The following is a 15,046-nucleotide window of genomic DNA, read 5'->3' as shown; positions in this document are numbered from 1 at the left end:
AAAAATGAGCCAAAGAACTTTTGATGACTTCGATGAGTTTGCAAATAACTACCGTGACATTCATAACCAAAATTTGAAATTGGCAGGTGCCGATAGTTTTTATTTTGCGGAAATGAAAGTAAGGATGCTTCGGCCTTTTGAAAAGAATGAAAACCTGCAAGTGCTGGATATTGGATGTGGTGATGGCACAACGGAAGTATTTATGCAGCGATATTTTTCAGCCTGGCAGCTGGCAGGTATTGATGTTTCTGAAAAAAGTATTGTTGCAGCAAAAGAGAAGAATCTGTCGGGTGTTAATTTCTCATTGTACAATGGCTCAGCAATTCCGTTGATCGATGAAAGTGTAGATGTAGTTTTTATCGCCGGTGTGTTGCATCACGTTGCATTTAGTTTGCACTATGCCCTTATAAAAGAAATTGCAAGAGTTTTAAAGAAAGGAGGGAGGCTGTATGTTTTTGAACACAATCCATTAAACCCTTTGACAAGGCATTTAGTTAATACCTGTATGTTTGATTCAAATGCAAAATTGCTTCGAAGTAGCTATGCCATGCGATTGCTTCGTCAAAATAAATTCAAAATTCAAAGTAAAAAATTCATCATTTTTTTTCCAAGGAAAAAAATATTTTCGGGTATGATTTTCTTGGAGAAGTATTTAGAATGGCTTCCCTTAGGTGGACAATATTTTATAAAGGCGCTGAAGTAATCAGGCAATATTTAATTTTTTTTCAACCAGGTAAAGGGGTCTGTGTTTGGCTTCTGTAAACAGACTGGCAATGTATTCTCCCAACAGACCGATCGCCAATAATTGGGTACCACCCAGGAACATGATTGCAATAATAATGGATGCCCACCCCGGTACAGTGTTTCCCTTAAAGTAGGAGATTAGGGCAAAAACCCCAAAGGCAAAAGCAAACAACGAAATAAAACTGCCCACAAGCAACGCCACCCGAAGTGGCTTAAAACTGAAAGAGGTAGTGCCTTTTAATGCCAGCTTAAGCATTTTTCCAAAAGAATATTTCGTCTCTCCAAACTTTCGTGCTGGTGCATCAAAATTGATGGTGGTAGTTTTATAACCAATCCAGCTAAAAATGCCGCGAAGAAAAAGATCTCTCTCTTTAAATTGTAAAATACTCGCCAATACTTTGCTATTAAAAGCTTTAAAATCGGCGACATTGGCCTCTATTTTTGTGTCGGAAATAATGTTGATAAATGAATAAAACAGGGAGGCCATTATTTTTTTTACAGGGCCTATATTCTCTGTTTTATTTCGTTTCGTTACTACTAAATCAAATCCATTATCCAACTGTCGCGCCATTAACGGGATCAACAAAGGAGGGTGCTGAAGATCGCCGTCCATGATTATGATTTTTTGTCCTGCTGCGTGTGCCATACCTGCCATCAGCGCATTTTGGTGCCCGAAGTTTCTGCTCAATGAAAGGCATTTAAAACATTTATTGTTATTGATTATTTTTTCAATTTCAGCCAGCGTATTATCTGTACTGCCATCATTTACAAAAATTACCTCATAATCGCGTCCGCAATGAAGCACCAGTTCATTACACAAAAGATGTATGTTCTCTTCTTCATTATAAACGGGAATGATGATGCTTAGTAGTGTCACTTTATTGGTGTAGAAACTTTTGGTGAAGTTTAAAAGTAGAATTTAATTTTTAAAAGAAGTGTGGAGATCTCAGTATTGCTCAGTACATTACTTCAATTGTAAAAAGCGATTAACATACTTACCTATCATATCAAATTCAATATTTACGGCGTCTCCTTTTTTGAGGTACTGCATACTGGTATGGTGATAAGTGTAGGGAATAATAGCTACTGTAAATCCATTTTTTGTTACGTTAAAAATGGTAAGGCTTGTTCCATTTAAAGCAATGGATCCTTTTTCTATTATCAGCGGGCCAAACTGCGGGTCAAACTCAAATTCGTATTCCCAGCTTCCATCTTTAGCAATTGTATTGATGCAGGTGGCGATGGTATCAACGTGGCCCTGTACTATGTGCCCATCAATTCTTCCATTCATTTGCATACATCTTTCGATATTTACAGTGGTGTTTAATTCCCAGGATGATAGATTGGTTTTCTGCAATGTTTCGTCAATGGCTGTCACACGATGTGTGTTATTTTGAATCTCTTCTACCGTAAGGCAGACTCCGTTATGCGCAACACTCTGATCAATTGAGAACTGGTTCGACACCGGCGACTCTACCCAGAATGTTTTATTGGTTCCTGAAGAAATTATTTGTCTTATCGTGCCTGTAGTTTCTATTATTCCTGTAAACATGGATCAAAAATACTTTTTTTATCATTTTGAATTTTAAATAATTCTGTTATCTTTGCACTTCTAAAAAAAACTACCAAAGGAGGTATATCAAATGTTAATAATAGATTCAAAAGATTGCGAAAACATCGACAAGGCGTTAAAGAAGTATAAAAAGAAATTCGAAAAAAGCCGCGTGTTGCTGCAGTTAAGGGAAAGGCAGGCTTTTATCAAGCCATCCATCAGGCGCCGCACACAAGTGTTAAAAGCGGTGTACAAACAGAACATAGCAAGTGGTAAAATAGACGTTTAGTCATTTAACCAATAATTGATATTTTTAAAACTGATAACCATGTAACTTTGGTTATCAGTTTTTTTATGCCCATCCATCAACAATTTTATATACAGGGTTTCTTAGATTACCTTAAGTTTCAAAAACGGTATTCACAACATACCATTATTTCTTACGAGAATGATCTTACCGGTTTTTTTGATTTTATCCAGCTACAATTCGCAGCTGAATCTATTGGCGACATCACAGCATCTTTTGTACGCAGCTGGCTGGCATCATTGAAAGAAAAAGGAGTAGAGTCAAAAACTATCAACCGTAAGATATCATCCCTGAAATCTTTTTTTAAATACCAGCTAAAAGAAGGCATCCTGCAGAAAAGTCCAATGGCTATCATTGTTTCCGCCAAAGTCAAGAAGAGATTGCCCCAGTTTGTCGCAGAAGCAGATACGGGAACTTTGTTTAATTATCTGGAATTTCCCGATGACTGGAATGGGAAAACTGATCGCCTGATATTTCACTTATTGTACAATACAGGTATCAGGCAAGCGGAACTTATCAGTCTCAGGACGGCCCATATTGATGCAGGAAATAATACCATTAAAGTATTGGGGAAAGGCAACAAAGAAAGGATATTGCCGGTAAGCAGTCAGCTCTCGCAAATAATCAAAAGCTACATCACCGACAAAAAAGCAAATTTACAGGGGACTGATACGGATGTATTGCTGGTAAATGAGAAAGGGAAAAAATTGTATCCCAAATATGTATACAATGTGGTAAAAAAATACCTGTCCGGCGTTACAACAATAGATAAGAAAAGTCCGCACGTGATGCGCCATACTTTTGCCACCCATTTAATGAATAATGGTGCTGATATAAATGCGGTTAAGGAATTGCTGGGACATAGCAGCCTGGCCGCAACCCAGGTTTATACACATAACACGATTGAAAAATTAAAAGAGGTATACAAAAAAGCGCATCCGAAGGCTTAAATTGGGATATTGAACAATAAAACAGCAGGTTATAAGTTTTACAAAACAATAGAGATTTATTTTGGAATTTACACCCGCAAGAACTAACTTGAATTTGAAAAATAACCTCACTTAAACCCCTGTAACTTTCGCCTATGAGTTAATTGTTTACCCGAATTTTTTCACATATTTGTTCACTGATTAAAAATTAGATTGCTATGAACGTAAACATTCAGACTGTGCATTTTGACGCAGATGTAAAATTGAAATCCTATATTGAAAAAAAGCTTTCCAAGCTTTTACAAGTTCATGACAGGATTACAAAAGTTGATGTGTATTTAAAACTAGACAATGTTGTACACACGATTAAGGATAAAGTAGCTGAAATAAAAGTGCATGTTCCAAAGTATGATTTTTTTGTTAAGCATTCCTCTAAATCGTTCGAAGAAAGTTTTGATGAAGCGTTGGATTCTGTGATATTACAGATAAAACGAAAAAAAGAAAAGCTCGCAGCTTAAACAGATATAAAACCCCCGAAAAACGGGGGTTTTTTTATTGTCTTTTGCGCTTATGCACATTTTTATTTTTAAAGTGTAAAAAAATCTTTTACAAAGTTTTTGTATTAATCAAATATACTTACCTTTGCCATCCCAAAAATAGTAATGCAACACAGCAGTGATATTTTTGAAAAAGTTCTTTAAATAAATAAACCAAAACAACTCCGTTGATAGAGCATCGCCGGTACCAATCGGAAAGGTCGAATGCCCCACATTCTATCAATGGTTGTAAATGGTGAAAAACGCCGAAATAGCTCAGTTGGTAGAGCAACTGATTTGTAATCAGTAGGTCGCTGGTTCGACTCCAGTTTTCGGCTCTGAACCGTTGAAATATATTGAAAATTATATTTCTTGTTTTTTTGGGTAGATGGCCGAGTGGTTAAAGGCGACAGACTGTAAATCTGTTCACGTAAGTGTACGTAGGTTCGAACCCTACTCTGCCCACTTTTAAAAATTAGCTGGTTAGCCAATGGGCTAATCAGCTAATTTTAAGTTCTTTTAATTTTTGGAGTGTTCTTTATTTCTTCATTTAATGAATTGTATGGACACATTTTAAGCGGAAGTAGCTCATTTGGTAGAGCGATAGCCTTCCAAGCTATAGGTGGCGAGTTCGAGCCTCGTCTTCCGCTCTTTGTTGCCTTGGGGCAATGGTTTAAGCCTTTGTAGCTCAGGGGTAGAGCACTTCCTTGGTAGGGAAGAGGTCGTGAGTTCGATTCTCACCAACGGCTCTAAAAGAAGATATTTGGAAAGTTAGCAACAAGTAGCTCAATAATGAGATGATTGCTGAAGGCGCTAAAAATATTGAATGGTACAGGGACGATAGAAGTAAATTAATAAGGTCGATGGTTACAGACAATAAATGAAAACCAATTTTCAAAACAATTATTAAAAATTAAACAATGGCAAAAGAATCTTTCAAGAGGGATAAACCCCACTTAAACGTTGGTACTATCGGTCACGTGGATCATGGTAAAACAACACTAACAGCCGCTATAACCGATGTTTTGTCAAAAAGAGGTTTAGCGGAGAAAAAAAATTATGATGATATTGATGGTGCTCCTGAAGAAAAAGAAAGGGGTATTACAATTAATACAGCACACGTTGAGTATGCTACCAATACACGTCACTATGCACACGTTGACTGTCCGGGTCACGCTGATTATGTAAAGAACATGATCACTGGTGCTGCGCAAATGGACGGTGCTATCCTGGTAGTTGCTGCTACTGACGGACCAATGCCTCAAACTAAAGAACATATCTTGTTGGCCCGCCAGGTAGGTGTACCTCAAATTGTTGTTTTTATGAATAAGGTTGATCTGGTAGATGATCCTGAATTATTGGAACTGGTTGAAATGGAGATCCGTGAGTTGTTAACTTCTTACGGTTTTGATGGCGATAACACACCAATTATCCAGGGTTCTGCAACTGGTGCTTTGGCCGGTGATGAAAAATGGGTTGCAAAAATTAATGAGTTGATGGATGCAGTTGACAGCTATATTCCTTTACCTCCAAGATTAGTTGACTTGCCATTCCTGATGAGTGTTGAGGACGTATTCTCTATCACTGGTCGTGGTACAGTTGCTACTGGTCGTATCGAAAGAGGTCGTATCAAGGTTGGTGAACCAGTTGAAATTGTTGGTTTAATGGAAAAAGCACTGACTTCTACCTGTACTGGTGTTGAAATGTTTAAGAAATTACTGGACGAAGGTGAGGCCGGGGACAATGCAGGTCTTCTATTACGTGGTATTGAAAAAACTCAAATCCGTCGTGGTATGGTGCTTTGCAAACCAGGTTCTATTACTCCGCACACTGAATTCAAAGGCGAAGTTTATGTATTGAGCAAAGAAGAAGGTGGACGTCATACTCCATTCTTCAACAAATATCGTCCTCAGTTCTATTTCCGTACTACGGATGTAACTGGTGAAGTTACTTTGAATGCCGGTACTGAAATGGTTATGCCTGGCGATAACACTTCATTGAATGTTGTGTTGATTCAGCCAATCGCGATGGAAAAAGGTTTAAAATTTGCGATTCGTGAAGGTGGCCGTACCGTAGGTGCCGGTCAGGTTACTGAAATTGTAAAATAAGATAATCATTAGTATCTTTGAGATAGAATTAGCTAATCGGCCAAATTTGCTGATTAGCTAATTCCTTTATACGGGCATGGTGCAACGGCTAGCATACGGGTCTCCAACACCCTTGATCTGGGTTCGAATCCTAGTGCCCGTGCTAATTAATTTAATGCGAAAATTGCTCAATGTAAGAAGGGCTCAGTTTGAGGGGCAATTAATTTTACATTGAGTAATTTTCAAATTTTCAAATTGGAATTATGAACAAGCTGACAGCATATTTAAGAGACTCTTACAAGGAATTGGTTGAAAAAGTAACCTGGCCTAACTGGGAACAGTTACAGCAATCCACAATGGTTGTGCTTGGAGCTACCTTATTAATTACTGCTGTAGTGGCTTTAATGGATTTTGTTGCCAATGGAAGTTTAAAATTTATTTACTCTTTATTTAAGTCAAACTAACAATGGAAGAAACTATCGTACAGGACAAGGAAAGTAAGTGGTATGTACTTCGTGTTGTAAGTGGCAAGGAGCGTAAAATTAAAGAATACCTTGATAAGGATATCGTACGCAATGGATGGGTTGATATTATTAAGCAGGTTTTTTTACCCGTTGAAAAAGTGTATAAGGTTCAGGCAGGTAAAAAGGTAATGAGGGAAAGAAACTTTTATCCTGGTTATGTAATGATAGAGGTGGCTGATAATAAGCTGAACGATGATATGGTTCAGCACATCAGCAATATTAGTAACGTAATGCATTTTTTAACCGATGGTAAAGGCAGTAAGGGAAATATTATTTCCTTGCGTAAAGCGGAAGTTAATAAGATGCTGGGTAAAGTAGATGAATTAGGCGAAGGTGGAGGAATGACAATGAGCGAGCCTTTCATTATTGGTGAAACAATTAAAATTATCGATGGACCATTTAATGATTTCAATGGAATGGTAGAAGAAGTAAATGATGAGAAGAAGAAATTAAAGGTACAGGTGAAGATATTTGGACGGGCAACACCGGTAGAATTAAATTACATGCAGGTTGAAAAAATAGTTTAGTTATAAGGTGACGTAACAATATTTAAAAGCTACCATATAAGGTAGCTTTTTTTATTTAAATGGACAATAATTTTGCTTTTGACAGCCAATAATTGAAAATTATTATTTACCTTCGCCGCCCCAAATAGTTCTTTACAGAATTTATTGAATTGGGAGTTGTGCTCATTGGCCCAACGTTATCACCAAAAAAAATTAAACATGGCAAAAGAAATTACCGCCTACGTCAAACTCCAGTGTAAAGGAGGACAGGCAAATCCGGCACCGCCAATCGGACCTGCATTAGGTTCCAAAGGTGTAAACATCATGGAGTTCTGCAAGCAGTTCAACGCAAGAACCCAGGATAAACCAGGGAAAATACTTCCCGTTCTTATCACTGTATACGCTGATAAGTCTTTCGAATTTATTATTAAAACTCCTCCGGCCGCAGTTCAGTTAATGGAAGCTGCGAAAATTACCAGTGGTAGTAAAGAACCTAACCGGGTAAAAGTGGGTAAAGTAACCTGGGCACAGGTAGAAGATATAGCCAAAGATAAAATGGCAGATCTGAACGCTTTCACACTAAACAGTGCAATGAGCATGGTTGCGGGTACAGCACGCAGCATGGGTTTAACTGTTGACGGAAAAGCCCCATGGGAAAATTAATTATCAACCACAAAAATTTTAGAAAATGATTACTAAAAAAAGAAAATTAGCGAACGCTAAGGTTGATGTTAATAAAACATACTCCTTAAAAGAAGCTTCAAGTTTAGTTAAAGAAATAAATACAACCAAATTCGACAGTTCTGTTGATTTGCATATCAAATTGGGCGTAGATCCAAAAAAAGCTGACCAGGCTATCCGTGGTACAGTTTCTTTGCCTCACGGTACAGGTAAAACCAAAAAAGTATTGGTGCTTTGTACACCTGATAAAGAAGAAGCTGCAAAAGGCGCTGGCGCTGATTATGTAGGTTTGGATGAATTCATTGCAAAAATTGAAGGTGGGTGGACAGATATTGATGTAATTATCGCAACTCCGGCAGTAATGCCTAAGATAGGTCGTTTAGGTAAAGTGTTAGGACCCCGTAACTTAATGCCAAATCCTAAAACTGGTACCGTTACCAATGACGTTGCAGGTGCAGTAAATGAAGTAAAAGGCGGTAAAATTGCTTTTAAAGTTGATAAGGTAGGAATTATTCATGCTTCTATCGGTCGTGTAAGTTTTAGTGTTGAAAAAATTGCTGAAAACAGCCAGGAATTGATCAATGCAATTATAAGACTGAAGCCACCAACTTCTAAAGGAACTTATCTCAAAGGAGTTAGCATGGCCAGCACGATGAGCCCCGGTATTATTGTTGATACCAAATCTGTTCAAAATTAATCAATGTAAAAGGGCAGGTCACTGCGGTTTTACTTAAAATATTTGTTATGACAAAACAGGAAAAAAACGACGTAATAGAAGTACTGAAAGGCAAGTTTAGCCAGTACAATAATTTTTACGTTACCAATACAGAAAGCTTAACGGTAGCACAGATAAGCAAGTTGCGCAGCCATTGCTTTGATAAGCAGGTTGAAATGCGTGTTGCAAAAAATACGCTTATTAAAAAAGCGCTTGAAAGTTTAGGAACAGAAAAATATGCGGGTGTATTCGATTCTTTAAACAACGTAACTGCATTACTTTTCAGCGAAAATCCAAAAGAACCAGCGTTGATTTTAACAGGGTTTAGAAAAGAAAGTAAAGGAGAAAAACCTGAACTGAAAGCTGCATTCATCAATGGTGATGTATTTGTTGGCGACAACCAACTAAAAGCTTTAACCCAGATTAAAACTAAGAACGAACTGATAGGCGAAGTAATTGGATTATTACAATCTCCTATTCAGCGTGTGTTGGGTGCTTTGCAAAATAAAGATGCCGCAAAAGCGGCAGAAGCAGAGGCTGCTGTTGAAACAGCTCCTGTTGCTGAAGCGGCAACTCCGGAAGCTGATAGTACAGCACCAGAAGCGCCAACAGCTTAACTAGTTAGTTATCCTTTTATGGATTTTAATAATTTACCTGGCCGGACGGTATATTTAGATAAAGGCACAAACAATTTTTTTTAAACTCCGCCGGAGTGAAACACAATGAAGGCGGGAAAAAAGTAACTATTATGGCAGACGTAAAAGCACTAGCTGAAAACCTTGTAGGTTTAACAGTAAAGGAAGTTCAGGAATTAGCTGAATTTTTAAAATCAGAGTACGGTATTGAACCAGCTGCAGCTGCAGTTGTGGTAAGTGCAGGCGGTGGCGAAGCTGCTGTTGTTGAAGAGAAAACATCATTTAATGTTATTCTTAAAGCAGCTGGCCCTAACAAATTAGCAATCGTTAAGATTGTTAAAGAATTAACAGGATTGGGATTGAAAGAAGCTAAGGATTTAGTAGACGGAGCTCCAAAACCAGTTAAAGAAGGTGTTGATAAAGCAACAGCAGAAGAATTAAAAAATAAATTAACTGAAGCAGGTGCTGAAGTTGAGGTAGCTTAATTTTATGTACAAATAGCTTAAAGGCCGGAGAGAAATCTTCGGCTTTTTCTTTTAAAGTGACCAAAAATGCCAGGATTTATTTTATCAGCAAAGTCTGCGTGATTGAAGCATTGTTACTACCGGTAATTCTTACGGCATAAATTCCTTTCGTAAACCGCCGTATTACTGATATAGAAGATTGAAAGGTAAAAGCATCATGTACCGCCTTTCCCTCAGCGTTGTAAATCATAATCTTCGCTGGTAAAAATTGGGAAGGAATTGTTATTTTAAAATCGCCATCGGTCGGATTAGGGTAAATACTTGCACCGAAAGTGCCCTGATTTTTTATCAATGCAATCTCTGAGTAACTGATTTTTCCGCTGGGTTCGGTAATTTTAATTCTGAAATATTGCGGTCCCGCCTCGATGTTGTTATCAGTGTAAGTATATTTGTTGCTTGCTTTACCATAACCGGCTACCAAAGCTATATCCTTAAAGTCGTAGGAATTAGAACTCCGCTGAATGGTAAAAATAGTGCCGGGGTTCTCGCTGTAGGTAGTCCATTTTACCTGGCAGCTGTTGCTGCCATTTGTAGCTAAAGACAAGTCTGTAAGCTTTACCGGCGTAGTAAAACCTCCTATAATTACACATCCGTTGCCAGCGTTAGGGGTAATAGAGGCGAAAATTAAGGGAATACTACAATTCACACACAAATAGGCACTTCCCCTACCTGGCCCGCCATAAGCACCAGGAATTTTTACTGAGTCAATTACTTTTACAGGCGTAGCCCTGAATATGTATACAGTCACCCCCTCCGGCCAGTTATATAATAACACACCACAACCTTTTGGACAGTTGGGATCAGCATTTAAAAAAGCACCTGCTCCTGATGGACATTGGGATTTCACGGACTGTAAAAGGCCCGCTATTACCAAAACCAGTAGAAAATATTTTTTCATGTCAGAAGATATTGAGACTGTACTGCCTTAACGCTAAAGGGGCAGCTATTAGTATAAAAACTTGCAGTTAATCGTATATTAAATACTACCCCGCAGCAAATTTTGAAAAATGCATGTAAAATCAACATTCAGCGTCTTAAATGTGAGAGGATTAGCCCGGCAAACAGGCATAAATTGGGGAAACCAAAATAAGACAGGCCATCGCTAAAAAGACATAAACAATATTTTCCCAATAAAATTGTTAAAACCCCCTCTTTTATCAAAAATCAATCCAGAAAGTATAAAAAATGGTGAGAATGTGCTTGTAATTGAATAGTATGTCGTACATTTGCCATCCTTTAATTTCGGGTTAGTGGCATTAGTTCTATTTAGCCTGAAAATAGAGAACCTTCTCAGCTTTAAAACGTTTTAATTACAATATGTCTGCAACAAAATCACCCGCTGCCCAGCGTATCAATTTCGGAAAAGTTGAACTTCTGGCAGAACAGCCCGATTTGCTCGGAATTCAGATTCAGTCGTTTAAAGATTACTTTCAGTTGGAAACTACGCCCGATAAGCGTAACAATGAAGGACTGTTTCGTGTATTTAAGGAAAATTTTCCTATTACTGATACACGAAATATCTTTGTACTGGAGTTTTTAGACTATTTCGTAGATCCGCCACGCTACACCATTGATGAGTGTATTGAAAGAGGTTTAACTTACGCTGTTCCATTAAAAGCAAAATTAAGATTGAGCTGCAATGATGAAGAACACGTAGACTTTCAAACCATCGTTCAGGATGTGTTTTTGGGCAACATTCCCTATATGACTCCTCGTGGTACTTTTGTTATCAATGGTGCTGAAAGGGTAGTAGTATCCCAGTTACACCGATCCCCTGGTGTATTCTTCGGTCAATCTGTTCATCCAAACGGAACAAAAATTTACTCTGCCAGGGTAATTCCTTTCAAGGGAGCCTGGATGGAGTTTGCAACAGACATCAACAATGTAATGTATGCATATATCGATCGTAAGAAGAAATTCCCGGTAACAACTTTGTTACGTTCTATCGGTTTTGAAACTGACAAAGATATTCTGGAATTGTTCGGTATGGCCGATGAAGTAAAAGTTGATAAAAAGTCTTTACAGAAATATGTTGGTAAAAGACTCGCTGCCCGTGTATTGCGCACATGGGTAGAAGATTTCGTGGATGAGGATACCGGTGAAGTAGTAAGTATTGAACGTAATGAAATTGTTTTAGAACGTGATACAGTACTGGATGAAAGCAATATTGACATGATTGCTGAGATGGATGTAAAGAGTGTATTTGTTCAGAAAGAAGAAGTGAGTGGTGACTACGCCATTATTTATAATACTTTAAACAAGGATACTTCAAACAGTGAGCTGGAAGCCGTACAGCATATTTACCGTCAGTTACGCGGTGCGGATGCTCCGGATAATGAAACAGCACGCGGTATCATTGATAAATTATTCTTCAGTGATAAACGTTACGATTTAGGTGAAGTTGGTCGTTATAAGATCAACCGTCGCTTAGGGCTGAATTTCCCGATTGAGAAGAAAGTATTGACTAAAGACGATATCATCGCAATCATTAAAACACTGGTGCAATTAACCAATGGTAAAAGTGAAGTAGATGATATTGACCATTTAAGCAACCGTCGTGTACGTACAGTGGGAGAGCAGTTATATGCTCAGTTCGGTGTTGGTCTGGCCCGTATGGCCCGTACCATCCGTGAAAGAATGAACGTTCGTGACAATGAAGTATTTACTCCGGTTGATCTGATCAATGCAAGAACATTGTCTTCTGTTATCAATTCATTTTTTGGTACATCGCAGTTATCTCAGTTCTTAGATCAAACCAATCCTTTAAGTGAGATCACGCATAAGCGTCGTATCTCCGCACTTGGACCGGGCGGTTTAAGTCGTGAAAGAGCTGGTTTTGAGGTGCGTGACGTTCACTATTCTCACTATGGCCGTCTTTGTACAATTGAAACTCCTGAAGGACCCAACATTGGTTTGATATCTACACTTTGTGTACATGCCAAGATCAATGACATGGGCTTTATTGAAACACCTTACCGTAAAGTAACAGACGGTAAAGTGGATATGAAAAAAACTATTTTCCTGAGTGCGGAAGAAGAAGATACTGCGAAGATTGCACAGGCAAATATTGATATGGATGAAAAAGGAAACTTTATTGAAGATAAGATCAAGAGCCGCCAGACGGGTGATTTCCCGATCTTAGATAAACATGAAGTAGAATACATGGATGTGGCGCCAAACCAGATCGTTGGTTTAAGTGCTTCTATGATTCCATTCCTTGAGCATGATGATGCTAACCGTGCGTTGATGGGATCAAACATGCAACGTCAAGCTGTACCGTTGATTCGTTTGGAATCTCCGATTGTAGGTACTGGTTTGGAAGGAAAAGCAGCCCGTGATGCAAGGATTCAGTTACATGCTGAAGGAACCGGCGTAGTGGAATATGTGGATGGTAATGAAATTCATGTTCGTTACAACCGCAGTGAAATGCAGCAGCTGGTTAGCTTTGAAGATGATCTGAAGATATATAAAGTAACCAAGTTTATCCGCACCAACCAGGAAACATGTATCAACTTACGTCCGGCTGTTGTTAAAGGACAGAAGGTGGTTGAAGGCGATTTCTTAACCGAAGGATATGCAACCAAAGGTGGTGAAATGGCATTGGGCCGTAACCTGAAAGTGGCATTCATGCCATGGAAAGGGTACAACTTTGAAGATGCGATCGTGATTTCTGAGAAGGTAGTTAAAGAAGATTTATTTACGTCTATCCATATCAGTGAGTTTGAAACGGAAGTTCGTGATACTAAATTGGGTGAAGAAGAACTAACTCCGGATATTCCGAACGTTAGTGAAGAAGCTACCAAAGATCTGGATCAGAATGGTATTATCCGTATCGGAGCTCATATTAAAGAAGGTGACATCATCATTGGAAAAATTACTCCAAAAGGTGAAAGTGATCCAACTCCTGAAGAGAAGTTGTTGCGTGCTATCTTCGGAGATAAAGCAGGTGACGCTAAAGATGCTTCTTTGAAAGCGCCAAGTGGAACAGAAGGTGTTGTAATTAATAAGAAATTATTCCAGCGTGCCAAGAAGGATAAGAATGCGAAAGTAAGAGAGAAAGCAAGTTTGGATAAGATTGAGAAAACGCATGAGAAGAATGAAAATGACATCCTGGAAATGCTCGTTAATAAACTGCAGACTTTATTGAAAGAAAAGAGTTCTGCAGGTGTTAGCAACAATTTTGGTGAAACATTGATTGGCAAAGGAGCTAAGTTCAATCAAAAGAATTTATCCAACATTGATTACCTGAACGTGAATCCTTTGGGATGGACAGGTGATGCAAAAACTGATGATCTGATCAACGTGTTACTGCACAATTATAGTATCAAATTCAACGAAGAGTTAGGCCGTTATAAGAGAGAAAAATTCAACATTAGTATTGGTGATGAATTACCGGCAGGCGTATTGAAATTAGCGAAGGTTTACTTAGCTGTAAAACGCAAGCTGAAAGTGGGAGATAAGATGGCGGGACGTCACGGTAATAAAGGTATTGTTGCCAAGATTGTTCGTCAGGAAGATATGCCTTTCTTAGAGGATGGAACTCCGGTTGATATCGTATTGAATCCATTGGGCGTACCTAGTCGTATGAATCTTGGACAGATTTATGAAACAGTACTGGGATGGGCCGGTGAAAAGCTGGGTGTAAAGTTTGCAACGCCAATTTTTGATGGTGCAAGTGTAGACCAGATTGCCGGGTACATTAAAGATGCTAACCTGCCAACTTTCGGACATACTTATTTATATGATGGAGAAACTGGTGATCGTTTTGATCAGAAAGCAACGGTGGGTATTATCTACATCATTAAACTTCACCATATGGTGGATGATAAAATGCATGCCCGTTCAATCGGACCATACAGTTTGATCACTCAGCAGCCTTTGGGTGGTAAAGCTCAGTTCGGTGGACAAAGATTTGGTGAGATGGAGGTTTGGGCACTGGAAGCATACGGAGCCTCTAACATATTGCAGGAATTGTTGACGCTTAAATCGGATGATATCATCGGAAGGGCTAAAACTTACGAAGCAATTGTGAAAGGTGAAAATATTCCAAGGCCAGGCGTTCCGGAATCATTCAATGTATTGGTTCATGAATTAAGAGGTTTAGGATTAGACTTAACTTTCGAATAATATACTCAATGGTCAATGGTGAATAGTCAATATTTCACCATTGACCATTCACCATTCGCTTGCTGGTTGCTCATAGCTGAAAATGTACAAGTGAGTGACACAACGATGTTGAGTAAAGGTTAAATGATCGTTCCAAAGGAATTATCAATTATCAATTAAAAAATTATCAATTAGCAAAA

15 protein-coding genes and 5 tRNA genes are annotated in these 15,046 nt (G+C 38.5%); 17 read left to right on the top strand and 3 right to left on the bottom strand.

What is annotated here, in order from left to right; all coding sequences use genetic code 11:
- The first annotated feature begins 4 nt into the window (after positions 1–4).
- On the top strand, positions 5–703 hold the full coding sequence (locus tag QWZ08_RS05065; RefSeq protein WP_290336150.1) for a class I SAM-dependent methyltransferase: 699 nt from the start codon (positions 5–7) through the stop codon (positions 701–703).
- On the opposite strand, the gene QWZ08_RS05060 is transcribed toward QWZ08_RS05065, so the two are convergent.
- A complete protein-coding gene (locus tag QWZ08_RS05060; RefSeq protein ID WP_290336149.1) occupies positions 704–1,621 on the bottom strand; it encodes a glycosyltransferase family 2 protein in 918 nt (305 codons plus the stop codon). It lies immediately after the preceding gene.
- 87 nt (positions 1,622–1,708) lie between these two features.
- Entirely contained in the window at positions 1,709–2,296 is a 588-nt protein-coding gene (locus tag QWZ08_RS05055) for a riboflavin synthase (RefSeq protein ID WP_290336148.1), read from the bottom strand.
- Between the two features lie 91 nt (positions 2,297–2,387).
- Between QWZ08_RS05055 and rpsU the strand changes: the two genes are divergently transcribed.
- The 15 genes from rpsU (at position 2,388) to rplL (ending at position 9,701) form a co-directional block, all read left to right on the top strand.
- On the top strand, positions 2,388–2,585 hold the full coding sequence (gene rpsU, locus QWZ08_RS05050; protein WP_290336147.1) for a 30S ribosomal protein S21: 198 nt from the start codon (positions 2,388–2,390) through the stop codon (positions 2,583–2,585).
- Between the two features lie 65 nt (positions 2,586–2,650).
- The gene (locus tag QWZ08_RS05045) at positions 2,651–3,553 is read left to right on the top strand and encodes a tyrosine-type recombinase/integrase (protein ID WP_290336146.1); all 903 of its coding nucleotides are present in this window, start codon (positions 2,651–2,653) and stop codon (positions 3,551–3,553) included.
- Positions 3,554–3,750: 197 nt separating this feature from the next.
- A complete protein-coding gene (locus QWZ08_RS05040) occupies positions 3,751–4,050 on the top strand; it encodes an HPF/RaiA family ribosome-associated protein (protein ID WP_290336145.1) in 300 nt (99 codons plus the stop codon).
- Between the two features lie 283 nt (positions 4,051–4,333).
- A tRNA-Thr gene (locus tag QWZ08_RS05035) sits at positions 4,334–4,406 on the top strand.
- 44 nt (positions 4,407–4,450) lie between these two features.
- Positions 4,451–4,533, top strand: a tRNA-Tyr gene (locus tag QWZ08_RS05030).
- 112 nt (positions 4,534–4,645) lie between these two features.
- Positions 4,646–4,718, top strand: a tRNA-Gly gene (locus QWZ08_RS05025).
- 27 nt (positions 4,719–4,745) lie between these two features.
- A tRNA-Thr gene (locus QWZ08_RS05020) sits at positions 4,746–4,817 on the top strand.
- A 171-nt stretch (positions 4,818–4,988) separates the two neighbouring features.
- Positions 4,989–6,176, top strand: coding sequence for an elongation factor Tu (tuf, locus tag QWZ08_RS05015; protein WP_290336144.1), 1,188 nt, complete (start codon positions 4,989–4,991; stop codon positions 6,174–6,176).
- 70 nt (positions 6,177–6,246) lie between these two features.
- Positions 6,247–6,318 (top strand) — tRNA-Trp (locus tag QWZ08_RS05010).
- 100 nt (positions 6,319–6,418) lie between these two features.
- Positions 6,419–6,619 (top strand): preprotein translocase subunit SecE, encoded by a 201-nt coding sequence (gene secE, locus QWZ08_RS05005; protein ID WP_290336143.1) that lies wholly within the window; start codon positions 6,419–6,421, stop codon positions 6,617–6,619.
- 2 nt (positions 6,620–6,621) lie between these two features.
- A complete protein-coding gene (gene nusG / locus QWZ08_RS05000; RefSeq protein WP_290336142.1) occupies positions 6,622–7,206 on the top strand; it encodes a transcription termination/antitermination protein NusG in 585 nt (194 codons plus the stop codon).
- 198 nt (positions 7,207–7,404) lie between these two features.
- A complete protein-coding gene (gene rplK, locus QWZ08_RS04995) occupies positions 7,405–7,848 on the top strand; it encodes a 50S ribosomal protein L11 (protein ID WP_290336141.1) in 444 nt (147 codons plus the stop codon).
- Between the two features lie 25 nt (positions 7,849–7,873).
- A complete protein-coding gene (gene rplA, locus QWZ08_RS04990; RefSeq protein WP_290336140.1) occupies positions 7,874–8,563 on the top strand; it encodes a 50S ribosomal protein L1 in 690 nt (229 codons plus the stop codon).
- A 47-nt stretch (positions 8,564–8,610) separates the two neighbouring features.
- Complete coding sequence (gene rplJ, locus QWZ08_RS04985) at positions 8,611–9,198, top strand: 50S ribosomal protein L10 (RefSeq protein WP_290336139.1); 588 nt, start codon at positions 8,611–8,613, stop codon at positions 9,196–9,198.
- Positions 9,199–9,293: 95 nt separating this feature from the next.
- The gene (rplL, locus tag QWZ08_RS04980) at positions 9,294–9,701 is read left to right on the top strand and encodes a 50S ribosomal protein L7/L12 (protein WP_435387583.1); all 408 of its coding nucleotides are present in this window, start codon (positions 9,294–9,296) and stop codon (positions 9,699–9,701) included.
- Between the two features lie 76 nt (positions 9,702–9,777).
- Here the strand turns inward: rplL and QWZ08_RS04975 are convergent, their stop codons facing one another.
- Positions 9,778–10,638, bottom strand: a complete 861-nt coding sequence (locus QWZ08_RS04975) for a T9SS type A sorting domain-containing protein (RefSeq protein ID WP_290336138.1) — start codon at positions 10,636–10,638, stop codon at positions 9,778–9,780.
- 419 nt (positions 10,639–11,057) lie between these two features.
- On the opposite strand from QWZ08_RS04975, the gene rpoB reads away from it, so the two are divergent.
- A complete protein-coding gene (gene rpoB, locus QWZ08_RS04970; protein ID WP_290336137.1) occupies positions 11,058–14,867 on the top strand; it encodes a DNA-directed RNA polymerase subunit beta in 3,810 nt (1,269 codons plus the stop codon).
- Positions 14,868–15,046 lie beyond the last annotated feature (179 nt).

The sequence above is a fragment of the Ferruginibacter paludis genome, assembly GCF_030409685.1.
Classification (GTDB): domain Bacteria; phylum Bacteroidota; class Bacteroidia; order Chitinophagales; family Chitinophagaceae; genus Ferruginibacter; species Ferruginibacter paludis.
Note: the sequence above shows the minus strand (reverse complement) of the source record. Positions and strands in the feature narration are given on the sequence as shown.

What these genes read in the sequence shown, in the direction of transcription:
- QWZ08_RS05065 (WP_290336150.1), top strand. Translation starts at nt 5, where the DNA reads ATGAGCCAAAGAACTTTTGATGACTTCGATGAGTTTGCAAATAACTAC.
- QWZ08_RS05055 (WP_290336148.1), bottom strand. Translation starts at nt 2,296, where the DNA reads ATGTTTACAGGAATAATAGAAACTACAGGCACGATAAGACAAATAATT.
- rpsU (WP_290336147.1), top strand. Translation starts at nt 2,388, where the DNA reads ATGTTAATAATAGATTCAAAAGATTGCGAAAACATCGACAAGGCGTTA.
- QWZ08_RS05045 (WP_290336146.1), top strand. Translation starts at nt 2,651, where the DNA reads ATGCCCATCCATCAACAATTTTATATACAGGGTTTCTTAGATTACCTT.
- QWZ08_RS05040 (WP_290336145.1), top strand. Translation starts at nt 3,751, where the DNA reads ATGAACGTAAACATTCAGACTGTGCATTTTGACGCAGATGTAAAATTG.
- tuf (WP_290336144.1), top strand. Translation starts at nt 4,989, where the DNA reads ATGGCAAAAGAATCTTTCAAGAGGGATAAACCCCACTTAAACGTTGGT.
- secE (WP_290336143.1), top strand. Translation starts at nt 6,419, where the DNA reads ATGAACAAGCTGACAGCATATTTAAGAGACTCTTACAAGGAATTGGTT.
- nusG (WP_290336142.1), top strand. Translation starts at nt 6,622, where the DNA reads ATGGAAGAAACTATCGTACAGGACAAGGAAAGTAAGTGGTATGTACTT.
- rplK (WP_290336141.1), top strand. Translation starts at nt 7,405, where the DNA reads ATGGCAAAAGAAATTACCGCCTACGTCAAACTCCAGTGTAAAGGAGGA.
- rplA (WP_290336140.1), top strand. Translation starts at nt 7,874, where the DNA reads ATGATTACTAAAAAAAGAAAATTAGCGAACGCTAAGGTTGATGTTAAT.
- rplJ (WP_290336139.1), top strand. Translation starts at nt 8,611, where the DNA reads ATGACAAAACAGGAAAAAAACGACGTAATAGAAGTACTGAAAGGCAAG.
- QWZ08_RS04975 (WP_290336138.1), bottom strand. Translation starts at nt 10,638, where the DNA reads ATGAAAAAATATTTTCTACTGGTTTTGGTAATAGCGGGCCTTTTACAG.
- rpoB (WP_290336137.1), top strand. Translation starts at nt 11,058, where the DNA reads ATGTCTGCAACAAAATCACCCGCTGCCCAGCGTATCAATTTCGGAAAA.